Here is an 18,899-nt window from a genome sequence, read left to right as displayed (position 1 = left end):
CCGGCCGCGCTCCGCGTCATTCGAGGCGGCCGGGTACCGGATAGCTGCGCAGCGACAGGCCGATCTGGCCGGAGACGATCAGGTCGTCGATCGTCTGCTGCAGTTTGTGGCAGGTGGGGATCCAGGCACGGCCTTCCTGGGCGGTGCGGGCCCGCGCGAACTCGGGGCAGACGCTGTCGGCGTCGTCGAGCCACTGGATGCTGGTGTGTGCCTCGCTGTATTTCTCGACGAGGACGCGATTGCTGCAGTGGTTGCAGGTGACGCTTTCCATGATCGGACCTCCTGGGGGCTGTGACAGCGACGGTAGTTGCGGCGACCGGCCGAGTCTCCCGTTCTCCCACGGAACGGGAGACCGTGTTCCGCTCAGCGGGCGGTATCCAGCGCGGTGCACCCTCATCTACCTGGGCTGTTAGGCTTCGATCATGCCCGAGATCGAGCCTGTCGCCGACGCTTCCGACGACAGCTACCCGTCGTTGCCCGCCACGAGTTGGGCCGTTCTGGGCATGCTCACCTTCGGTGAGGGACTCACCGGTTACGACCTGAAGAAGTGGGCGGACTGGAGCATCGGCTTCTTCTACTGGAGTCCGTCCGTCAGCCAGATCTACGCCGAACTCAAGAAGCTCGAGGCGGCGGGGCTGGCCGAGTCGGAGATGATCTCCGAGCCGGGGGAGCGTGGCCGGCGGGTCTACCGCATCACCGAACGTGGCACCCGTGCCGTGCGGAACTGGTCGCGGGCTGCGCCCGTCGAACAACCGGTCCTCAAGCACGGTCTCATGCTGCGTCTGTGGATGGGACATCTCAACGAGCCCGACGAGCTGAAGAAGCTCGTCCGGTCGCACATCGAGAACATGGAGACCATGCGGGAGCAGGCGAAGCTGCACGGCGATCACGCCAACCGCGAACCCGCATGGGCGTTCTCCCGGATGAGCCTGATCTGGGCCGAACGCTACTTCCAGGCCGAGATCGATCTGGCGAAACAGGTACTGGCCGACATCGACGAGGCGGCCGAGACCTTCTCGTCCGTCCGGGCCCGTGACGAACTGGGCAATCCTGTTCCGGAGGTCGCCGGGTCCTGGCGCGACGTGGAGGACTTCGTGCTGGGTCTCGAACGGCGCGAGCGCAGCTGAGTCGGCCGCTCCGCCCGGTGCGGGGACCGTCCGGGCAGAGCGGAGCGCCCTCAGGCGTACTGCAGGCGGGGCTGTGCCGTCGCTGCGGACAGGCCCGGGTGGTGCGCTCGCGGCACGACCTGCGCAGCGCGGGGGCGTCCTGAGAGAGATCGGTGGATCGCGTTCGCTGCCATACGGACCGGGGCGGCGTGGCGATGGTCGAACTTGACGTGGCTGGTCGGTCCGCAGATGGACAGGGCGGCGACGACATCACCGACGGGGCCGATCGGGACGGCGATGATGCCGATCCCGCCGGAGATCCGCGCCACCTCGTACGCCACGCCCGTCTCGCGGACCTTGCGCAGTTCGGGGGTGAGCTCGGTGAGGTCGTCGGTGCTGGGCGGGGTGTAGGCGAGCAGGGCCTTGCCGATCGCGGAATTGCGTGCGGGATAGCGGCTGCCGACGCGGGTGGGCAGCTCCGTGGCGAGCCGGCCACCGACCTTGTCGAGATAGAGCACGTCGGGCCCGTCGAGTACGCCGAGGTGCACGACGTAGCCGGTGGCGCGGTGCAGGTCGTGCAGGATCGGAGCGGCGGCGCTGTGCAGGCGGTTCTGGTGGACAGCGATCGAGCCGAGCTCCATGAGGCGGGTGCCGAGCTCGTAGTCGCGGCCCTCGCGGCGCAGCCACCGCATCTCGACGAGTCGTTCGAGCATCCGATGGGCGGACGAGCGGGGTAGCCCGGTTCGCCTGACGACCTGGGCGAGCGTGAGCCGTCCGGGGCCGTCGAAGGCGTCCAGGACGAGCGAGATCCGTTCGAGGATCGCGGTGGGGGTGGAGTCTGCAGTCGCGGGTGCGGTCACCGATATCTCCCTCGATCAGGGGCGAGAATCGCCACGAAACCCAAATGACGTGGGTCTTTCTATTAGAAATAGTGACACATGCGCGCACATTTGTGAAGTGGATCACCGAGATTGCACACCGAAGAGGGGGAACCCGCTGTCCTCGTGGACGGGGTTCCCCCTCTTCGGGGAGCGATCTGCAGTTGTGCGGTGGTGCGCAGAGGGTGGTGCTACATGGCGGCGAGCGGCTCGCTACCGGACCAGTCGTGGCCCCAGTAGCTGTCGGCGGTGATCTCCTCGGACGTGTAGAACGTCTCGTCCACGAGCTGCCCGTCGGTACCGAACTCGATGTCCCAGCCACCGGGGGCGCGGACGTAGAACGACACCATCTTGTCGTTGGTGTGGCGGCCCAGCGTCGACGACACCGAGAAACCGTCCTTGACGACCCGGTCGAGAGCCTGGCCGACCGCGTCCAGGGTGTCGACCTCGACCATGAGGTGGATCAGGCCCGGAGCGCCGCCGTGCGGGGCGGGAATCAGCGCGAGGCTGTGGTGGCGCTGGTTGACCCCCAGGAAGCGCAGGCGGATCGGCCCGAACTCCGGCGGTGCCGGCAACCGGAAGGCGCCGCGCGGCAGGAAGCCGAGAACCTCGGTGTAGAAGTCGAAGGTGCCGTTGATGTCGGTGACCGGCAGGACGACGTGGCCGAGTCCCTGCGCGCCCGTCACGAACTTCGCGCCGAACGGCGTGACCACCGGGCTGTGGTCGAGCACCGCGCCGTGGAAGACCTCGAGGGTCGCGCCGCTCGGATCCTGGAAGGTGATGACCTCCTCCACCCGGCGCAGGTCGGCTTCTTCGACCGACAGCGGCTTGACCGCCACTCCGGCCCCCTCGACGGCTGCCTGGACGCGTGCCAGGGCCGCGCGGTCGCGGACCTCCCAGCCGATCGTGACGACCCGGTCGTCCTCGCCCGGCACCACCACGATGCGCGCGCTGCGCTCGTCCATGCGCAGGTACAGCGCGTTCTCCTCCGGCCCGGACCCCTGGGCGAAGCCGAGGACCTCGAACGCGAACTTCCGCCAGCGCTCCATGTCGTTCGTCTGGATCTTCACGTATCCCAGACCGCGGATGTCGGTGCCGAAACTTCCGGCGTCGAACTTGCTCATACTGTTGTCTCCGTTGTCGGTTCGGATGTGGGGGAAGGTCAGATCATCGCCCGCAGCGGACCCTGCGGGTCCACGCCGAGGCCGCTCAGCGTCGCCGCGTGGTAGACCGTGCCCGGGACGTGGATCGCGTGGTGCAGACCGGCGTGTGCATCGCGCCAGAAACGCTGCATCGGCTTGTCCATCCGCAGGGCGTTGCCGCCGCACCGGGCGTAGACCTGGTCGACGGCCGTGACGGCCTGCCAGGCGGCGTTCACCTGGGTCTCGCGGCCGAGAGCACGCTGCTCGAAGGTCGGCGTCTTCCCGGAATCGACGATGTCCCACATGCGATCGACGTTGGCGAGCAGCGAATCCCGGGCCGACCGCAGTTTCGCCGTGGCCTCACCGATCGCGAACAGGGTGTAGGGATCGTCCTTGACCGCCGTGCCCTGCGGGTTGATGCGCTCGCGCTGGTACTCGTTGGCGTGGTGCAGCAGACCCTCGCAGATGCCGATGGTGGCAGAGGTGATCCCGAGCGGGAACATGTTCGACCACGGCATCAGGTACAGCGACTCGGTGCGGCCGTACTTGCGGACGGCGGTGCCGTCGATGACCTCGTCGCAATCCATGACGCGGTAGTCGGGCACGAACGCGTCCTCGACGACGACGTCCTTCGATCCCGTCCCGCGCAGACCCACGACGTCCCACGAGTCGTCGATGATCCGGTAGTCGGACCGCGGGATGATCACGTGCAGCATGCGCGGCGGCATCTGCACGCTGCCGTCCGGATTGCATGCCATCGCGCCGAGGAACGCCCAGTCGCAGTGGTCGGTGCCCGAGGAGAACGACCACTTGCCGGAGAACTTGTAACCGCCGTCGACCGGCACACACATGCCGCCCGGCATGTACGGCGACGCGAGCCACGTGTCCTGGTCCTGGCCCCAGACCTCCTGCTGGACCTTGGGATCGGCGAACGCGAGCTGCCAGGGATGCACGCCCACGATGCCGTGGACCCAGCCGCCCGAGGGGTTGAGCGACGCCATCCGCATGACCGTCTCGGCGAACTCGCGCGGATGCGACTCGAAACCGCCGTGCTCCTTGGGCTGCAGCATGCGGATGGAGCCGGACTCCTTCATGCGCTTGACGGTCGCGTCGGCGACCTTGCCGATCCGTTCGGCCTCGATGCCTTCGAGGAAGATGTCGTCGGCCGCGGCCTCGATGCCGGCCAGGACTTCGTAGCTCATGATCGTGTTCCTTCTGGTGGGGTGGGGGATGCGACGAGGGGCTCTAGGGGGTCGCGGTGGAGCCTTCGGCCTGCTTCGCGAGGTTCTCCGCGACCTCCTTCTGCCAGCTCGCGACCGCCCGGGTGGTGTCGATCTCGAACTCGAAGCGCTTGGTCATGTCCTCGGTGATGTCCTCGACATCGACGTAGAACTGCTGGTACCAGCGACGCAGCTGGTAGACCGGGCCGTCCTCCTCGGACAGCAGCGGATTGTCGATGGGTGCCTTGTTCTTCCAGATCTCGACGTCCTGCTCGAAACCGAGCTGCACGCCCTCGGCGAACTGCTCGGCCATCCCGGCGGCGATCTCGTCCGACACCCCCGGGAGCTTCTTGACGATCGCGCCGTACTGCAGCACGAACTCGTTGTTGCTCACCGGGTAGTGGCAGTTGATGAGGATGGTCTCGATGGTCTGGCCGTTGGCATCGGATTCGAGCCAGTCGATCATGTACGACGGACCGAAATAGGTTGCCTCGGAACGCAGTTCGGCGTTGGGGTCGTCGTAGTTGGTGCCGGAGATGACGTCCTCACGACCGGTCGAGTGCATGTACTGCGTGGCGGTGTGGCTCTCGAAGACGTTCTTGAAGTAGCGCGGGAACGAGTAGTGGATGTAGAAGAAGTGCGCCATGTCGACGACGTTGTCGACGATCTCACGGCAGTGGGAGCCCTTGATGCGCAGGCTCTTCCAGCTCCAGTCCGTCCACTCGTCGGTGCCGTAACCGGCGATCTCCGGGATGGTGACATCCTCCGGCGGCGGATTGCCCTGCGGGTCGTTCCAGACGTACAGCTGGCCGTTGCGTTCGAGGGTCGTCCAGGCGCGGGTCTTCGCGATCGGCGGGACGCGCCGGGCGTAGGGGATGTCGGTGCACTTGCCCTTGCCGTTCCAGCGCCAGTCGTGGAACGGGCACGCGATCGAGTCGCCCTTGACCTCGCCGCGGCTCAGGTCGCCACCCATGTGCCGGCAGTAGGCATCGAGGACGTTGAGCTGCCCCTTGCTGTCGGCGAACACGACCAGCTTGGTTCCGAAGGCCTCGATGGAGTGCGGCTTGCCGTCCTGGAAGTCTCGGAGCAGGCCGAGGCAGTGCCAGCCCCGTGCGAAGCGGGTGGGAGCGGCCGCAGCCTGGATCTCGCGGATCTCGACGTCGTCGTCCGAACCGGACCGTGCGGTGTCGATGGACATGAATTCCTCCGTGCCGTCAGTGGTGGAGAGACTTGTGATGCGCCTCATGGAACTCGTCGGCCACTCGCCGTGTGAAGCGTGTCTCCCGCTGGATGGAATGCGACGAACCGGCGGGCAGAACAGGCCTCCCGTCACACGGGAGAAGCCCTCCCGAGGGAACACCCGCGGTCGTTAGCGTCGCGGCACATCACGGCGAAAGGAACGTTCATGGCACGGATGACCGGGAAGGTCGCGCTGATCACGGGCGCCGCAGGTGGGCTGGGGCGCGCATGTGCGACGCGGCTGGCGGAGGAGGGTGCCGACATCGTCGCGCTGGACCTGCCGGGCGGCCGCACGGAGGCGGAACTGGACGAGACCGCCCGCCTCGTACGCGCCACGGGGCGCCGGATCGTCACCGGCACGGCGGACGTCCGCGACCTCGACGCGGTGGTCGCGGCGGTCCGCGCCGGAGTGTCCGAGCTCGGGCCGCTCGACGTCGTCGTCGCGAACGCCGGCATCAGCGACAATCCGGGCCCGTCCTGGGAGATCGACGACGAGATCTGGAACCGATCGATCGACGTCAACCTCACCGGTACCTGGCACACCGTCAAAGCCGGTGTCGCCGAACTCGATCCCGCCGGTGGATCGGTGATCATCGTCAGCTCCACCGCCGCGATCAAGGCCGTTCCGGGCGCGTCGCACTACTCGGCGGCCAAGCACGCGGTCACGGGCCTGGCCAAGACCCTGGCGAACGAACTCGGGGCGCGGGCGATCCGCGTCAACACCGTTCATCCGGGTGCGGCGGCGACACCGATGACGCTCAACCCCGCGACCTTCGCGCGGCTGCGCCCCGACCTCGAGGCGCCCACCGCCGACGACGTCGCGGAGGTGCTGTCGACGAAGACGCTACTGCGTGTGCCGTGGGTCGAACCGGTCGACGTGAGCAACGCGGTGCTCTTCCTCGCATCCGACGAATCCCGTTACGTCACCGGCCTGCAGATGGTCGTCGACGGCGGTCTGACCCAGAAGGTGGCGTGATGAGTGGACGTCTGGACGGCAAGGTCGCGCTGATCACCGGCGCGGCGAGGGGGATGGGACGCGCCCAGGCGGTGCGGTTCGCGCAGGAAGGCGCCGACATCGTCGCCGTCGACGTGTGCGCCCCGGTGGACCACGCGACCACTCCCGGCGCGTCACCCGCCGACCTCGCCGAGACCGTGCGACTTGTCGAATCGCTCGGCCGGAAGATCTGTGCCTTCGAGGTGGACGTGCGCGATCAGCCGTCACTCGACGACGCGGTGGCGGAGGGGGTCACGGCGCTCGGCCGGCTGGATGTCGTGTGCGCGACCGCGGGGATCAGCTCGTCGGGCCGGGCGACGGAGATGGACTCCGAACGCTGGCAGACCATGCTCGACGTCAACCTCACCGGCGTGTGGCGCACGTGCAAGGCCGCGATCCCGCACATCGTGGCCGGTGGTCGCGGGGGCTCGATCGTGCTCGTCAGTTCGATCGCGGGTCTGCGCGGGCTCGTGAGCGTCGGCCATTACACCGCCGCCAAGCACGGTGTCGTGGGGTTGATGAAGTCGCTCGCCAACGAACTCGCTCCGCATCGGGTGCGGGTCAACACGATCCACCCCGCCAACACCCGGACCACGATGGTGGAGAACCCGGCCACGATGCGCACCTTCTGCCCGGGTGTCGAGAACCCGACGCGGGAGCAGTTCGAGACGGCCCTGCAGTCGATGCACCTGCTTCCGGTGCCGTTGATCGAACCCGAGGACATCGCGAACGCGAGCCTGTTCCTCGCATCCGAGGAGTCCCGCTACATCACCGGTGTCACCCTGCCCGTCGACGCCGGGCACTGCGTCAAGTAATCGCTGCGTCGAACAGGAGACATCGTGCGACCGGAAGACCTGAAGGACGGTACCGCCGTCGTGACCGGAGCGGGCAGCGGGATCGGGGAGAGCGCCGCCCGGCGGGCCGCAGCCCTCGGCATGAACGTCGTGCTCGCCGACATCTCCGCCGAGCGCCTCGACGCGGTCGCCGCGGACCTGCGGGCCGACGGATGCGCAGCGCTCACGGTGCCCACCGACGTGCGCGATGCCGCTGCGGTGGACGCTCTGGCCGATGCCGCGTATGCCGAATTCGGTTCGGTGACAGTGCTGCTCAACAATGCCGGCCTCGAATCGCTCGGATATACCTGGGAGGTGCCCGTCGGCGAGTGGCGGCGCGTGATCGACGTGAACCTGCTGGGCGTCTACCACGGCATCCGGTCGTTCGTCCCGAGGATGGGCGCCGACCCGCGACGGTCGCACATCGTGAACACGTGCTCGGTGGGCGGCATCGCGATCACCCCGCGGATGACGGCCTACGCGGCGTCGAAGCACGGTGTCCAGGCGCTCACCGAATGCCTGTATCTCGAATGTGCCGAGGCGTATCCGCAGATCGGCGTGTCGGTGTTCAGTCCAGGGCAGGTCGCCACGCGCATCTTCGACGACCTTCCCGACCACGAGGCGTCCGCCGCCGACGCCGGGTTCTGGCGTGAACAGATCCGGGAGGGGATGACCCCCGACGACGCCGCGCGACTGCTGTTCGACGGCATCGGGCGCGACGACTTCTGGATCCTCACCCACCCGGAGTCCTTCGACCGGCTCGCCGCCAAGCGGGCCCGGGTGCTGACCGATCGGTTGCGCCCGGACGCACTGTTCGACGGACGCAACTGATCGATCCCGAACCCTCCGTCCGGGGCGTCAGCCCTCGAGGATCGCAAACCCCTTGTAACCGGATTCGGCCACCTCCGTGATGATCTCGCGGTAGACGCCGAAGCCGCCGAGGAAGGGCATGAACACGCGGGGCCGACCCGGGATGTTCGCGCCGAGGTACCAGGAGTTCGCGGAGTTCAGCAGCGACGCCTCGGCCCGGTTGCGGCATTCCTCCACCCAGTCGGCGACGGCCTCCGGCGTGCCCTCGATACCGGCGGCGCCGCGCGCATCGAGATAGGCGATCGCGTCGGCGACCCAGTCGACGTGGAGTTCGGAGTGCAACACCATGTTCGCGAGGACCGACGGGCTGCCGGGGCCGGTGAGGTTGAAGAAATTGGGGAAGCCGTCGATGCCGAGCCCGAGATAGGTCCGCGGGCCGGCCGCCCACGTCTCCTTCAGGGTGCGACCGCCGCGGCCGACGATCTCGAGCTTGTCGAGCGAACCGGTCATGGCGTCGAAGCCGGTCGCGAGGACGATCATGTCGAGGTCGTAATGCGCGCCGGTGGTGACGATGCCGGTCTCGTCCATGCCCACGATCGGGGTGCTGCGCAGGTCGACGAGTTCGACGTTGTCGCGGTTGTACGTCTCGTAGTACCCGCTGTCGGTGACGATGCGCTTGGCGCCGATGGCGTGGTCCTTGGGGGTCAGCAGTTCGGCGACCGCAGGATCGTCGACGACCGCGCGGATCTTCTCCTCCCAGAACGCACGGGCGGTGTCGTTGGCAGCCGGATCGGTGAGCTGGTCGGGGAACGCCTTGGAGAAGAGGACGCCGCCGAGCTTCCAGCGTTCCTCGTAGACGGCGCGGCGTTCCTCCTCGGACACCTCGAGTGCCGACTTCGGGTGCGGCCGGTGCGGGGAGCCGCCGCCGGATTCCCGGGACAGCCGGCGTCGCTCGGCATAGTTCGCCTTCTGCTCGGCGCGGGTGGCGTCGTCGAGCGGCACGTTGCCGGCGGGGATGCTGTAGTTCGCCGAGCGCTGGAAGACGAACAGCTGCTCGGCCTGCTCGGCGATGATCGGGATCGACTGGATGCCCGACGATCCCGTGCCGATCACGCCGACGCGCTTGCCGGTGAAATCGACGCCGTCGTGGGGCCAGCGGGCCGTGTGGACGATGTCGCCGGTGAAGCGGTCGAGACCGTCGAAGGCCGGGGTGTTCGCGTTAGACAACGGCCCGGCGGCCACGACGAGGAAGCGGGCGGAGACCTCGTCACCGCGGTCGGTGCGCACGGTCCAGCGCAGGCCCTCCTCGTCGAGGACCGCGGAGGTGACGCGGGTGTCGAACCGGATGTCGCGGCGCAGGTCGAACCGGTCGGCGACGTGCTCGAGGTAGGCGAGGATCTCGGGCTGGGTGGCGTACTTCTCGCTCCAGTTCCACTCCTGCTCGAGTTCGGGGGAGAAGGAGTAGGAGTAGTCGATCGACTCGACGTCGCAGCGCGCGCCGGGGTAGCGGTTCCAGTACCAGACCCCGCCCACCCCCGACGCTGCCTCGAACGCGCGGACCGTCAGGCCCTGGCTGCGGAATCTGTGGATCGCGTAGAGACCGGCGATGCCGGCCCCGACCACGACGACGTCGTACGACGTGGTCCCGGTGGTGGCATCAGGTGCGGTGACGACGGATCGGGGATGCTGGCCGTTCAACTTGGAGTCCTTCCACGAGCGCGAACAGTCCGGTCCCGGAACGGACACGGAGGTTCATGAAGTGGCCTCACGCTAGGGCGGGTGGAACGGGCGGGGCACCGGTCTTTCCCGCCCAGCGGGTCGTTTCCGGGGACGGCAGGGGAGCGGCAGAACAGCGCGATCCGACGCGGAAGTGATCTACGTCACGATCGGAACAAAAATCCGCGACCTGCCGTTGGATGAGTCAGACAACTTGAGCGCACTAGGCTCAACCTCATTTGACGACGTGAGTCGATCGGGTGCAGGCTTGAGTCGACCGCGCTCACCCGGGTCGAACAGGTCCGGGGGAGCAGGAACGTTTTCGCGGCGTGTACGCGCCGCGGCAGGAACATTGGAGGAAAATTATGGCTCGTGCGGTCGGCATCGACCTCGGAACCACCAACTCGGTCGTTTCCGTTCTGGAAGGCGGCGAGCCCGTTGTGGTCGCCAACGCCGAGGGGTCCCGTACCACCCCGTCCGTCGTCGCATTCGCGAAGAACGGTGAGGTTCTGGTGGGCCAGCCCGCCAAGAACCAGGCGGTCACCAACGTCGACCGCACCATCCGTTCGGTCAAGCGCCACATCGGCACGGACTGGACCGTGGCCATCGACGACAAGAAGTACACGCCGCAGGAGATCAGCGCCCGCACGCTGATGAAGCTCAAGCGCGACGCCGAGGCCTACCTCGGTGAGGACATCACCGACGCAGTCATCACCGTCCCGGCGTACTTCAACGACGCCCAGCGTCAGGCCACGAAGGAAGCCGGCACCATCGCCGGCCTCAACGTCCTGCGCATCGTCAACGAGCCCACCGCGGCTGCCCTCGCCTACGGCCTCGACAAGGGCGAGAAGGAGCAGACCATCCTGGTCTTCGACCTCGGTGGCGGCACCTTCGACGTCTCCCTCCTCGAGATCGGCGACGGCGTCGTCGAGGTCCGCGCGACCTCCGGCGACAACCACCTCGGTGGCGACGACTGGGACGAGCGCATCGTCAACTGGCTCGTCGACAAGTTCAAGGCACAGCACGGCGTCGACCTGACCAAGGACAAGATGGCTATGCAGCGTCTGCGTGAGGCTGCCGAGAAGGCCAAGATCGAGCTGTCGTCCTCGCAGTCGACCTCGATCAACCTGCCCTATATCACCGTCGACGCGGACAAGAACCCGCTGTTCCTCGACGAGCAGCTCACCCGCTCGGAGTTCCAGAAGATCACCGGCGACCTCCTCGAGCGCACCCGCGCTCCGTTCCAGCAGGTCGTCAAGGACGCAGGCATCTCCGTCGGCGACATCGACCACGTCGTGCTGGTCGGCGGCTCGACCCGTATGCCCGCCGTCACCGACCTGGTGCGCGAGCTCACCGGTGGTCGCGAGCCCAACAAGGGCGTGAACCCCGACGAGGTCGTCGCCGTGGGTGCAGCTCTGCAGGCCGGCGTCCTCAAGGGCGAGGTCAAGGACGTGCTGCTGCTCGACGTCACCCCGCTGTCGCTCGGTATCGAGACCAAGGGCGGCGTGATGACCAAGCTCATCGAGCGCAACACCACGATCCCCACCAAGCGGTCCGAGACCTTCACCACGGCCGACGACAACCAGCCGTCCGTGCAGATCCAGGTCTACCAGGGCGAGCGTGAGATCGCGGCGCACAACAAGCTGCTCGGTTCGTTCGAGCTCGGCGGCATCGCGCCGGCTCCGCGCGGTGTCCCGCAGATCGAGGTGACCTTCGACATCGACGCCAACGGCATCGTCCACGTCACCGCCCGCGACAAGGGCACCGGCAAGGAGAACACGATCAAGATCCAGGAAGGCTCCGGCCTCTCCCAGGAGGAGATCGATCGGATGGTCAAGGACGCCGAGGCCCACGCCGAGGAGGACCGCAAGCGTCGCGAGGAGGCCGAGGTCCGCAACCAGGCCGAGTCGCTCGTGCACCAGACCGAGAAGTTCATCAAGGAGAACGAGGACAAGGTCCCGGCCGACGTCAAGGAGAAGGTCGAGGCTGCCGTCAAGGAAGCCAACGACGCTCTCGCCGGCTCCGACATCAACGCGGTCAAGGCCGCCGTCGAGAAGCTCGCGACCGAGTCGCAGGCCCTCGGCCAGGCCATCTACGAGGCGCAGGGCGCCGAGGGTGCCGCTGCCGGTGACGGCGCGGCCGCAGGTGCCGACGACGTCGTCGACGCCGAGGTCGTCGACGAGCCGAACGATTCGGAGAAGAAGTGAGTGCCGACAAGCCCGAGCAGGAACCGGTGACCGTCACCGACAAGCGACGGATCGACCCCGAGACCTTCGAGGTGCGCGACCCCGCCGAGGAGCCGCGCGCCGAGGAGGGCGAGGTGATCGAGTCGGTTCCTGCGGAGGGTGACACCGAGAAGGCCGAGCAGACCGAAGGACAGTCGCAGGAGGCGAAGGAACTCGCCGAGCGCACTGCCGACCTGCAGCGCGTGAGCGCGGAGTACGCGAACTACCGTCGCCGCGCCGAGGCGCAGCGCACGGCGATCGCGGAGGAGGCCAAGGCCTCCGTCGCGGCGAAGTTCCTCGACGTCCTCGACGACCTCGACCGGGCCCGCGCCCACGGCGACCTGGAGACGGGTCCGCTGAAGGCGCTGTCCGGCAAGCTGACCGCCGTGTTCGACAGTGTCGGACTCGTCGCGTTCGGCGAGGAAGGCGACGCCTTCGATCCCGAGCTGCACGAGGCCGTCCAGATGGAAGGCGACGGTCACCACCCGGTGCTCGGGGCGGTGCTCCGCAAGGGTTACCGCTTCGGCGACCGCATCCTGCGGCACGCGATGGTGACGGTCACCGACGGCGATCCGGCGGACACGCCGGGCGACGCGCCGTCGGCAGAGCCGGGCACAGAGTAAGAACAAGAAAACGCGAGAGGAGGAGACGCCCGGTGAGCCAGCGGGAGTGGATCGAGAAGGACTTCTACAAGGACCTGGGCGTCTCCCCCGACGCAACGCAGGACGAGATCAAGAAGGCCTACCGGAAACTGGCGCGGGACCTGCATCCCGACGCCAACCCCGGTGACGCCAAGGCCGAAGAACGTTTCAAGGCCGTCAGCGAGGCCAACGCCGTCCTGTCGGATCCCGCCAAGCGCAAGGAATACGACGAGACCCGCCGCATGTTCGCCTCCGGCGGCATGCAGGGCGGCTTCCGTCCCGGCGCCGGCGGATTCTCCGGTGGCACCGGAGCGACCTTCGACATCGGCGACCTGTTCGGCGGTGGCGCCGGCGACGGTGGACTCGGCGACCTCTTCGGCGGCCTGTTCAACCGCGCCGGCGGAGCGGCACCGGGCGCCCGTTCGCGTCCGCGCCGCGGCTCCGATGTCGAGACCGAGACGACACTCGACTTCCGCGACGCCGTCAAGGGCGTCACGGTTCCCCTGCGGATGACCAGCCCGGCGCCGTGCACCACCTGCCACGGCAGCGGTGCCCAGCCGGGAACGAGCCCGCGGGTCTGCCCGTACTGCAACGGAAGCGGTGTGGTCTCCCGTAACCAGGGCGCGTTCGGTTTCTCGGAACCGTGCGACGACTGCCGGGGCACCGGATCGATCATCGACAACCCCTGCAACGACTGCCGCGGTACCGGTGTGCAGAACCGCACGCGCACCATCACCGTGCGGGTCCCCACAGGCATCAAGGACGGTTCGCGCATCCGCCTCGCCGGTCAGGGCGAGGCCGGTCTGCGCGGCGCTCCGTCCGGCGACCTGTTCGTGACGGTGCACGTCCGTCCCGACCGCGTGTTCGGGCGTGAGGGCGACGATCTGACCCTCGTGCTGCCCGTCAGTTACGGCGAGCTCGTCCTCGGCGGCACCGTCTCGGTGCCGACCCTCGACGGTCGCGTCGGGCTGAAGATCCCGCCGGGAACGGCCGACGGCCGGGTCCTGCGGGTCCGCGGACGCGGTGTCCCCAAGCGCGGGGGCGGCGCCGGTGACCTTCTCGTCACGGTGAAGGTCGCGATCCCGCAGAATCTCGACGAGAAGGCGACGGAAGCGCTGCACAACTATCTTCGTGCAGAAGAGGCAAGCGGTTTCGATCCTCGAGAGGGATGGGCAGGTGCGTGATGAGCGAGACGAGAATGCCACGGGATCTGTCACCGGACCCCGATGCGCGCGTCTACGTCATCTCGGTGGCAGCAGAACTCGCCGGGATGCATGCGCAGACGCTGCGTAACTACGACCGGCTCGGCCTCGTCACCCCGCACCGCACCAGCGGCGGCGGCCGCCGGTACTCGCCGCGCGACGTCGAACTGCTGCGCGAAGTACAGCGCCTCTCCCAGGACGAAGGTGTCAACCTCGCCGGGATCAAGCGGATCATAGAGCTGACCAACCAGGTCGAGGCGCTGCAGCAGCGCGTCGTCGAACTCAACGCCGAGTTCGCCCAGTTGCGTTCGACGCGCGGCGATCTGGTGCCGATTCCGCGCAGCAACGCCCTCGTCGTATGGAAGCCGCGCAACAGGCGCGACTGACCGACCGCACCGACCTGCCGGGTGAAAATCTCCCGCCCAGCGAGACGATCGCCCTGCGCGGGCCCGACGTCTGCCTAGTGTGGCGTGTTCCACACGAACGGTCGACGGAAGGCAACAGTCATGGCGGAGTGGGCGGAAGAATGTGACGTCCTCGTGGTGGGGTCGGGAGCCGGAGGGTGCTGCGGTGCGTACACCGCTGCGCGCGAAGGGCTGTCGGTGATCCTCGTCGAGGCGTCCGAGTACTTCGGCGGCACCACGGCGTACTCCGGGGGCGGCGGCGTCTGGTTCCCCACCAACGCGGTCCTGCAGCGCGCCGGTGACGATGACACCATCGAGGATGCGCTGACCTACTACCACGCGGTCGTCGGCGACCGCACCCCGCACGAGCTGCAGGAGGCCTACGTTCGCGGCGGCGCCCCGCTGATCGACTACCTCGAGTCCGACGACGACCTCGAATTCATGGTGTACCCGTGGCCCGACTACTTCGGCAAGGCGCCCAAGGCCCGTGCCCAGGGACGGCACATCGTCCCGTCGCCGCTGCCCATCGCCGGCGATCCCGAGCTCAACGAGTCGATCCGCGGCCCGCTCGGCCGTGAACGCATCGGCGAACCCCTGCCCGACATGCTCATCGGCGGTCGTGCGCTCGTCGGACGATTCCTCATCGCCCTGCGCAAGTACCCGAACGTGGACCTGTACCGGAACACCCCGCTCGAGGAACTGATCGTCGAGGACGGCGTGGTCGTGGGCGCGGTCGTCGGGAACGACGGTGAGCGACGTGCGATCCGCGCGCGCAAGGGCGTCGTCCTGGCCGCCGGCGGTTTCGATCAGAACGACGAGATGCGCGGCAAGTACGGGGTACCGGGTGCCGCGCGGGACTCGATGGGACCGTGGTCGAACCTCGGCAAGGCCCACGAGGCGGGCATCGCCGTCGGCGCCGACGTGGATCTGATGGATCAGGCCTGGTGGTCACCGGGACTGACCCATCCGGACGGACGCTCGGCGTTCGCGCTGTGCTTCACGGGCGGCATCTTCGTCGACCAGGACGGTGCGCGGTTCACCAACGAGTACGCACCCTACGACCGTCTGGGCCGCGACGTCATCGCCCGCATGGAGCGCGGCGAGATGACGTTGCCGTTCTGGATGATCTACGACGACCGGAACGGTGAGGCCCCGCCGGTCGGGGCGACGAACGTGCCGCTCGTCGAGACCGAGAAGTACGTCGACGCGGGACTGTGGAAGACCGCCGACACCCTCGAGGAGCTCGCCGGGCAGATCGGTGTGCCCGCCGAATCCCTGAAGGCGACCGTCGCGCGGTGGAACGAGCTGGCCGCGAAGGGAGTCGACGAAGACTTCGGTCGCGGGGACGAACCCTACGATCTCGCCTTCACCGGCGGTGGGTCCGCGCTGGTCCCGATCGAGCAGGGCCCCTTCCACGCGGCGCAGTTCGGCATCTCCGATCTCGGCACCAAGGGCGGTCTGCGGACCGACACCGTCGGGCGCGTGCTCGACAGCGAGGGTGCTCCGATCCCCGGTCTGTACGCGGCGGGCAACACGATGGCAGCACCGAGCGGCACCGTCTACCCCGGCGGTGGCAACCCGATCGGCGCGAGCGCGCTGTTCGCGCACCTGTCCGTGATGGACGCTGCGGGACGCTGATAGACAGGCGCGACGCTGACGCACATACGAACCGGGCCCGGAAGGATACGCAGGTATCCCTCCGGGCCCGGTTCGTCGTCTCAGGGTCGGGTGACGGCGAAGTCCGCTGTCATGAACGGATATCCGTCCTCCACCGTGGTCGCGACCCCGAAGCCGTGCCGGTTGGCACCGGCGATGTGGGTGCCGTCGCCGTTCGCGACGCCCGTGCCGTAGTTGTTGGCCATGAGCGCCACCGTCGCGTCGCCGGGCATCGTGTAGTCGATCTGGATGCCGAACCCGCGCCGGTCGGTACTGCTCGCCGAGATCGTTTCGGTGGAGCGGGCCGGCACCACGGTGGCCGGTTCGTCCACCCACGTTCCGTAGAGGTTCTCGGTCGACGTGAGCACCATCGGCGCATCGGTGTCGTTCCGGATCGTCAGCGTGATGCTGGGCCCATCTGTGGGCAGAGCATCGGCGGACGCAGTGGTCGGTGCGGTGAGCGCCGCCGCAGCGGTCAGAACTGCCGCTGCGACAGCGCGGGTGCGGTACTTCATCGTGCTCCTGGCGGTTGACGACTCGTGGTTCTCAGCCGTGCCTGGCCGGCCGCTGAAGTGTACCCGTCGGTAGCTCGATCCGTCGGTCTTCGGCGATCAGGCCGGGACGAGGTCGCTGACCTGCGCAACAAGCTCCAGCGAACGCAGCCACGCGTCGCGTCCGGGAGCCGACGACACGACGATCAGCTCGTCGGCCTGCGCGCGCTCGGTGAACCGGTCGAGGTAGTCGCGCACCTCCTGCGGCGTACCCACGGCGGTGTACCGGAGCATCTCGAGCACCTGCATGCCGGCGGGGGAGTCGAGCAGCATGTCGATCTCCTCCTCCGTGAACGTGCGCCCGCGTCCGACCATCTGGACGACCCGGGCCCGCTTGGTCGCCTCGAACAGCGACTGCGCCTCCTCGGTGGTGTCGGCGGCGATCACGCCGACACCTGCGATGACGTGCGGCTCCGGGTGGTCGGGGGAGGGCTGGAACTCGCGGCGGTAGAGCCGCACCGCGTCCTCGAGGGCCTGCGGCGCGAAGTGCGACGCGAAGGCGTACGGAAGACCGAGCAGGGCAGCGAGTTTCGCGCCGAACAGCGACGAGCCCAGGATGCACAGCGGCACGTCGGTGCCCTTACCGGGGATCGCGTCGACTCCCGGGATCCGCGACTCGCCCTTCAGGTAGGCCTGCAGTTCGAGAACGTCCTGCGGGAAGCTGTCGGCCGACGTCGGATCGCGGCGCAGCGCCCGCATGGTCTTCTGGTCGCTGCCGGGGGCGCGGCCGAGACCGAGGTCGATGCGGCCGGGATGCAGCGTGGCGAGGGTGCCGAACTGTTCGGCGATGGTCAGCGGCGAGTGGTTCGGCAGCATGATGCCGCCCGCGCCGAGACGGATCGACGAGGTGTGCGCGGCGACGTGCGCGATGAGCACGCTCGTCGCCGACGAGACGATCGTCGGCATGTTGTGGTGTTCGGCGTACCAGATGCGCCGGTAACCCCACTGCTCGGCGAGCCGGGCCATCTTCACGCTGGCGTCGAAGCTCTCACGGGCGGTCTCGCCCTTGCCGATGTGTGCGAGGTCGAGGATGGAGAGGGGAACGGTCACCGGTAATCCTTCGCGTCGGGGCCCGGTATCGGCCGCCGGGCACACCTTCGGAGCAACCTCGGCCGGTGACCGTCTATTCCCTCACCCGTCGTTCCACATCGCCGACGTTCGGTGTCACCGACGCTCGAAACCGCCGTAGGTGCCCTGGAAGAACAGGAGCGGGCCGCGGGAGTGCAGCGACGTCAGTCCGGTCACTCGTGCCAGCACGATCGTGTGGTCGCCGGCCTCGTACTCGGTCTCCACGGTCGCCTCGACCCGTGCGAGGGCTCCCTCGAGCGCCGGAGCGCCGTTGTCACCCGGCTCCCAGCGCACCCCGCGGAACTTGTTGCCGCCGCTCACCGCGAACGCACCGCACAGGGTGCGTTGGCTCTCGGACAGGACGTTGACGGCCAGGGTGCCGACCTCCCGGATCTTCGGCCAGGTCGTCGACGTGCGGGCGGGACAGAACGAGATGAGCGGCGGGTCCAGCGAGACCGACACGAACGACTGGCATGCGAATCCCAGCGGTTCGTCGCCGTCGAGCGCGGTGATCACCGTGACACCCGTGCAGAAGTTGCCCATCACGTCGCGGATCCGTCGGGGATCCAGTACCGCGTGTTCCGCTGTCATCGAAGCTCCAATCGATCGGCGTTCGTTCCAGTGTCCGTCACCGTGGCGGGGCCTGGCGAACCGTGCCCCGCCCACCGGTCAGCGGACACGCATGTCGCTCGGTGCCCAGACCGCCCGCATGCTGGTGATTCGTCCCTCGTCGTCGAACGTCATGATGTCGATGGGCTCGATCTCGTAGGTCTGCTCGCCCGCCTTCGTGACCACGCGGAAGTGGAAGGCCGCGGTCGACCCGCCGATCCGGAGCGTGAGCAGTTCGGTGGTGTTCTCGGCGGCCTCGACACCCTTGTAGAACTCGGCGATCGCGGCCCGGCCCACGCGCGGTTCGCTGCCGACCGGATCCTCGAGGGTGGCGTCCTCGGCGTAGAGGGCGGCGATGTCGGCGGCCACTCCCGCGGCCACGGCGTCGAGATAGGCGTGCACGGTGGCGCGGATGCGCTGCGTGCGGGCGTCTGCGTCGGACACTGTCATATCTGTTCCTCGGATCTGATGATGGTCAAGGGGCGACTTCGTCGACGTTATTCGCGTCGTGGTGGATATGGGGTCGCGCTCCCGCGCAGCGGGAGATCCGCGACGTACCCGATTCGCTGCCGCTCCTACTCATCCGCAGAACGATTCGCGCACAG

At 68.1% G+C, this 18,899-nt stretch carries 19 protein-coding genes; 9 read left to right on the top strand and 10 right to left on the bottom strand.

Going from position 1 to position 18,899, the window contains the following annotated elements; all coding sequences use genetic code 11:
* Positions 1-16: 16 nt before the first annotated feature.
* The gene (locus CKW34_RS20015) at positions 17-271 is read right to left on the bottom strand and encodes a hypothetical protein (RefSeq protein ID WP_016695946.1); all 255 of its coding nucleotides are present in this window, start codon (positions 269-271) and stop codon (positions 17-19) included.
* 151 nt (positions 272-422) lie between these two features.
* Between CKW34_RS20015 and CKW34_RS20010 the strand changes: the two genes are divergently transcribed.
* The gene (locus tag CKW34_RS20010) at positions 423-1,127 is read left to right on the top strand and encodes a PadR family transcriptional regulator (RefSeq protein ID WP_059384616.1); all 705 of its coding nucleotides are present in this window, start codon (positions 423-425) and stop codon (positions 1,125-1,127) included.
* A gap of 50 nt (positions 1,128-1,177) precedes the next feature.
* On the opposite strand, the gene CKW34_RS20005 is transcribed toward CKW34_RS20010, so the two are convergent.
* The 4 genes from CKW34_RS20005 to CKW34_RS19990 form a co-directional block, all read right to left on the bottom strand.
* A complete protein-coding gene (locus tag CKW34_RS20005; RefSeq protein ID WP_059384615.1) occupies positions 1,178-1,966 on the bottom strand; it encodes an IclR family transcriptional regulator in 789 nt (262 codons plus the stop codon).
* A gap of 209 nt (positions 1,967-2,175) precedes the next feature.
* The gene (gene bphC, locus CKW34_RS20000) at positions 2,176-3,108 is read right to left on the bottom strand and encodes a biphenyl-2,3-diol 1,2-dioxygenase (RefSeq protein ID WP_059384614.1); all 933 of its coding nucleotides are present in this window, start codon (positions 3,106-3,108) and stop codon (positions 2,176-2,178) included.
* 38 nt (positions 3,109-3,146) lie between these two features.
* Positions 3,147-4,328, bottom strand: a complete 1,182-nt coding sequence (locus tag CKW34_RS19995) for an acyl-CoA dehydrogenase family protein (RefSeq protein WP_059384613.1) — start codon at positions 4,326-4,328, stop codon at positions 3,147-3,149.
* Positions 4,329-4,371: 43 nt separating this feature from the next.
* The gene (locus tag CKW34_RS19990; protein ID WP_059384627.1) at positions 4,372-5,544 is read right to left on the bottom strand and encodes a Rieske 2Fe-2S domain-containing protein; all 1,173 of its coding nucleotides are present in this window, start codon (positions 5,542-5,544) and stop codon (positions 4,372-4,374) included.
* Between the two features lie 207 nt (positions 5,545-5,751).
* Between CKW34_RS19990 and CKW34_RS19985 the strand changes: the two genes are divergently transcribed.
* The 3 genes from CKW34_RS19985 to CKW34_RS19975 are packed head-to-tail and all read left to right on the top strand — an operon-like array spanning position 5,752 to position 8,243.
* Positions 5,752-6,561 (top strand): mycofactocin-coupled SDR family oxidoreductase, encoded by an 810-nt coding sequence (locus tag CKW34_RS19985; RefSeq protein WP_059384612.1) that lies wholly within the window; start codon positions 5,752-5,754, stop codon positions 6,559-6,561.
* On the top strand, positions 6,561-7,394 hold the full coding sequence (locus tag CKW34_RS19980; RefSeq protein ID WP_059384611.1) for a mycofactocin-coupled SDR family oxidoreductase: 834 nt from the start codon (positions 6,561-6,563) through the stop codon (positions 7,392-7,394). Before CKW34_RS19985 ends, CKW34_RS19980 begins: the two co-directional genes overlap by 1 nt.
* Positions 7,395-7,418: 24 nt before the next feature.
* Entirely contained in the window at positions 7,419-8,243 is an 825-nt protein-coding gene (locus CKW34_RS19975) for an SDR family NAD(P)-dependent oxidoreductase (RefSeq protein WP_059384610.1), read from the top strand.
* 27 nt (positions 8,244-8,270) lie between these two features.
* Here CKW34_RS19975 and CKW34_RS19970 read toward each other — a convergent pair whose 3' ends face one another.
* Complete coding sequence (locus CKW34_RS19970) at positions 8,271-9,920, bottom strand: flavin-containing monooxygenase (RefSeq protein WP_059384609.1); 1,650 nt, start codon at positions 9,918-9,920, stop codon at positions 8,271-8,273.
* 383 nt (positions 9,921-10,303) lie between these two features.
* Between CKW34_RS19970 and dnaK the strand changes: the two genes are divergently transcribed.
* The 5 genes from dnaK to CKW34_RS19945 all read left to right on the top strand — a co-directional run bounded on the left by dnaK (position 10,304) and on the right by CKW34_RS19945 (position 16,048).
* Complete coding sequence (gene dnaK, locus CKW34_RS19965) at positions 10,304-12,145, top strand: molecular chaperone DnaK (protein WP_059384608.1); 1,842 nt, start codon at positions 10,304-10,306, stop codon at positions 12,143-12,145.
* Positions 12,142-12,786, top strand: a complete 645-nt coding sequence (grpE, locus tag CKW34_RS19960; protein WP_059384607.1) for a nucleotide exchange factor GrpE — start codon at positions 12,142-12,144, stop codon at positions 12,784-12,786. The genes dnaK and grpE overlap by 4 nt, the downstream gene beginning before the upstream one ends.
* Before the next feature lie 32 nt (positions 12,787-12,818).
* Positions 12,819-13,988 carry a molecular chaperone DnaJ gene (gene dnaJ / locus CKW34_RS19955; RefSeq protein WP_059384606.1) on the top strand — a complete coding sequence of 390 codons (1,170 nt, stop codon included), beginning with the start codon at positions 12,819-12,821 and terminating at the stop codon, positions 13,986-13,988.
* On the top strand, positions 13,988-14,392 hold the full coding sequence (locus CKW34_RS19950; protein WP_059384605.1) for a heat shock protein transcriptional repressor HspR: 405 nt from the start codon (positions 13,988-13,990) through the stop codon (positions 14,390-14,392). The genes dnaJ and CKW34_RS19950 overlap by 1 nt, the downstream gene beginning before the upstream one ends.
* Positions 14,393-14,512: 120 nt before the next feature.
* Positions 14,513-16,048, top strand: a complete 1,536-nt coding sequence (locus CKW34_RS19945) for an FAD-binding protein (protein WP_059384604.1) — start codon at positions 14,513-14,515, stop codon at positions 16,046-16,048.
* A gap of 80 nt (positions 16,049-16,128) precedes the next feature.
* On the opposite strand, the gene CKW34_RS19940 is transcribed toward CKW34_RS19945, so the two are convergent.
* The 4 genes from CKW34_RS19940 to CKW34_RS19925 all read right to left on the bottom strand — a co-directional run bounded on the left by CKW34_RS19940 (position 16,129) and on the right by CKW34_RS19925 (position 18,744).
* Positions 16,129-16,581 carry a hypothetical protein gene (locus CKW34_RS19940; RefSeq protein ID WP_059384603.1) on the bottom strand — a complete coding sequence of 151 codons (453 nt, stop codon included), beginning with the start codon at positions 16,579-16,581 and terminating at the stop codon, positions 16,129-16,131.
* A 96-nt stretch (positions 16,582-16,677) separates the two neighbouring features.
* Positions 16,678-17,667, bottom strand: a complete 990-nt coding sequence (locus tag CKW34_RS19935; protein WP_059384602.1) for an LLM class flavin-dependent oxidoreductase — start codon at positions 17,665-17,667, stop codon at positions 16,678-16,680.
* Between the two features lie 114 nt (positions 17,668-17,781).
* Positions 17,782-18,276, bottom strand: coding sequence for a flavin reductase family protein (locus CKW34_RS19930; protein ID WP_016695963.1), 495 nt, complete (start codon positions 18,274-18,276; stop codon positions 17,782-17,784).
* Positions 18,277-18,354: 78 nt separating this feature from the next.
* Positions 18,355-18,744, bottom strand: a complete 390-nt coding sequence (locus CKW34_RS19925; protein WP_059384601.1) for a nuclear transport factor 2 family protein — start codon at positions 18,742-18,744, stop codon at positions 18,355-18,357.
* Positions 18,745-18,899 lie beyond the last annotated feature (155 nt).

The organism is Rhodococcus rhodochrous, assembly GCF_900187265.1.
Lineage (GTDB): Bacteria > Actinomycetota > Actinomycetes > Mycobacteriales > Mycobacteriaceae > Rhodococcus > Rhodococcus rhodochrous.
This window is presented reverse-complemented; position numbering and strand designations above follow the sequence as displayed.

Coding starts and splice junctions, on each gene's coding strand:
- CKW34_RS20015 (WP_016695946.1), bottom strand. CDS start 271: ATGGAAAGCGTCACCTGCAACCACTGCAGCAATCGCGTCCTCGTCGAG.
- CKW34_RS20010 (WP_059384616.1), top strand. CDS start 423: ATGCCCGAGATCGAGCCTGTCGCCGACGCTTCCGACGACAGCTACCCG.
- bphC (WP_059384614.1), bottom strand. CDS start 3,108: ATGAGCAAGTTCGACGCCGGAAGTTTCGGCACCGACATCCGCGGTCTG.
- CKW34_RS19995 (WP_059384613.1), bottom strand. CDS start 4,328: ATGAGCTACGAAGTCCTGGCCGGCATCGAGGCCGCGGCCGACGACATC.
- CKW34_RS19990 (WP_059384627.1), bottom strand. CDS start 5,544: ATGTCCATCGACACCGCACGGTCCGGTTCGGACGACGACGTCGAGATC.
- CKW34_RS19985 (WP_059384612.1), top strand. CDS start 5,752: ATGGCACGGATGACCGGGAAGGTCGCGCTGATCACGGGCGCCGCAGGT.
- CKW34_RS19980 (WP_059384611.1), top strand. CDS start 6,561: ATGAGTGGACGTCTGGACGGCAAGGTCGCGCTGATCACCGGCGCGGCG.
- dnaK (WP_059384608.1), top strand. CDS start 10,304: ATGGCTCGTGCGGTCGGCATCGACCTCGGAACCACCAACTCGGTCGTT.
- CKW34_RS19950 (WP_059384605.1), top strand. CDS start 13,988: ATGAGCGAGACGAGAATGCCACGGGATCTGTCACCGGACCCCGATGCG.
- CKW34_RS19945 (WP_059384604.1), top strand. CDS start 14,513: ATGGCGGAGTGGGCGGAAGAATGTGACGTCCTCGTGGTGGGGTCGGGA.
- CKW34_RS19940 (WP_059384603.1), bottom strand. CDS start 16,581: ATGAAGTACCGCACCCGCGCTGTCGCAGCGGCAGTTCTGACCGCTGCG.
- CKW34_RS19930 (WP_016695963.1), bottom strand. CDS start 18,276: ATGACAGCGGAACACGCGGTACTGGATCCCCGACGGATCCGCGACGTG.
- CKW34_RS19925 (WP_059384601.1), bottom strand. CDS start 18,744: ATGACAGTGTCCGACGCAGACGCCCGCACGCAGCGCATCCGCGCCACC.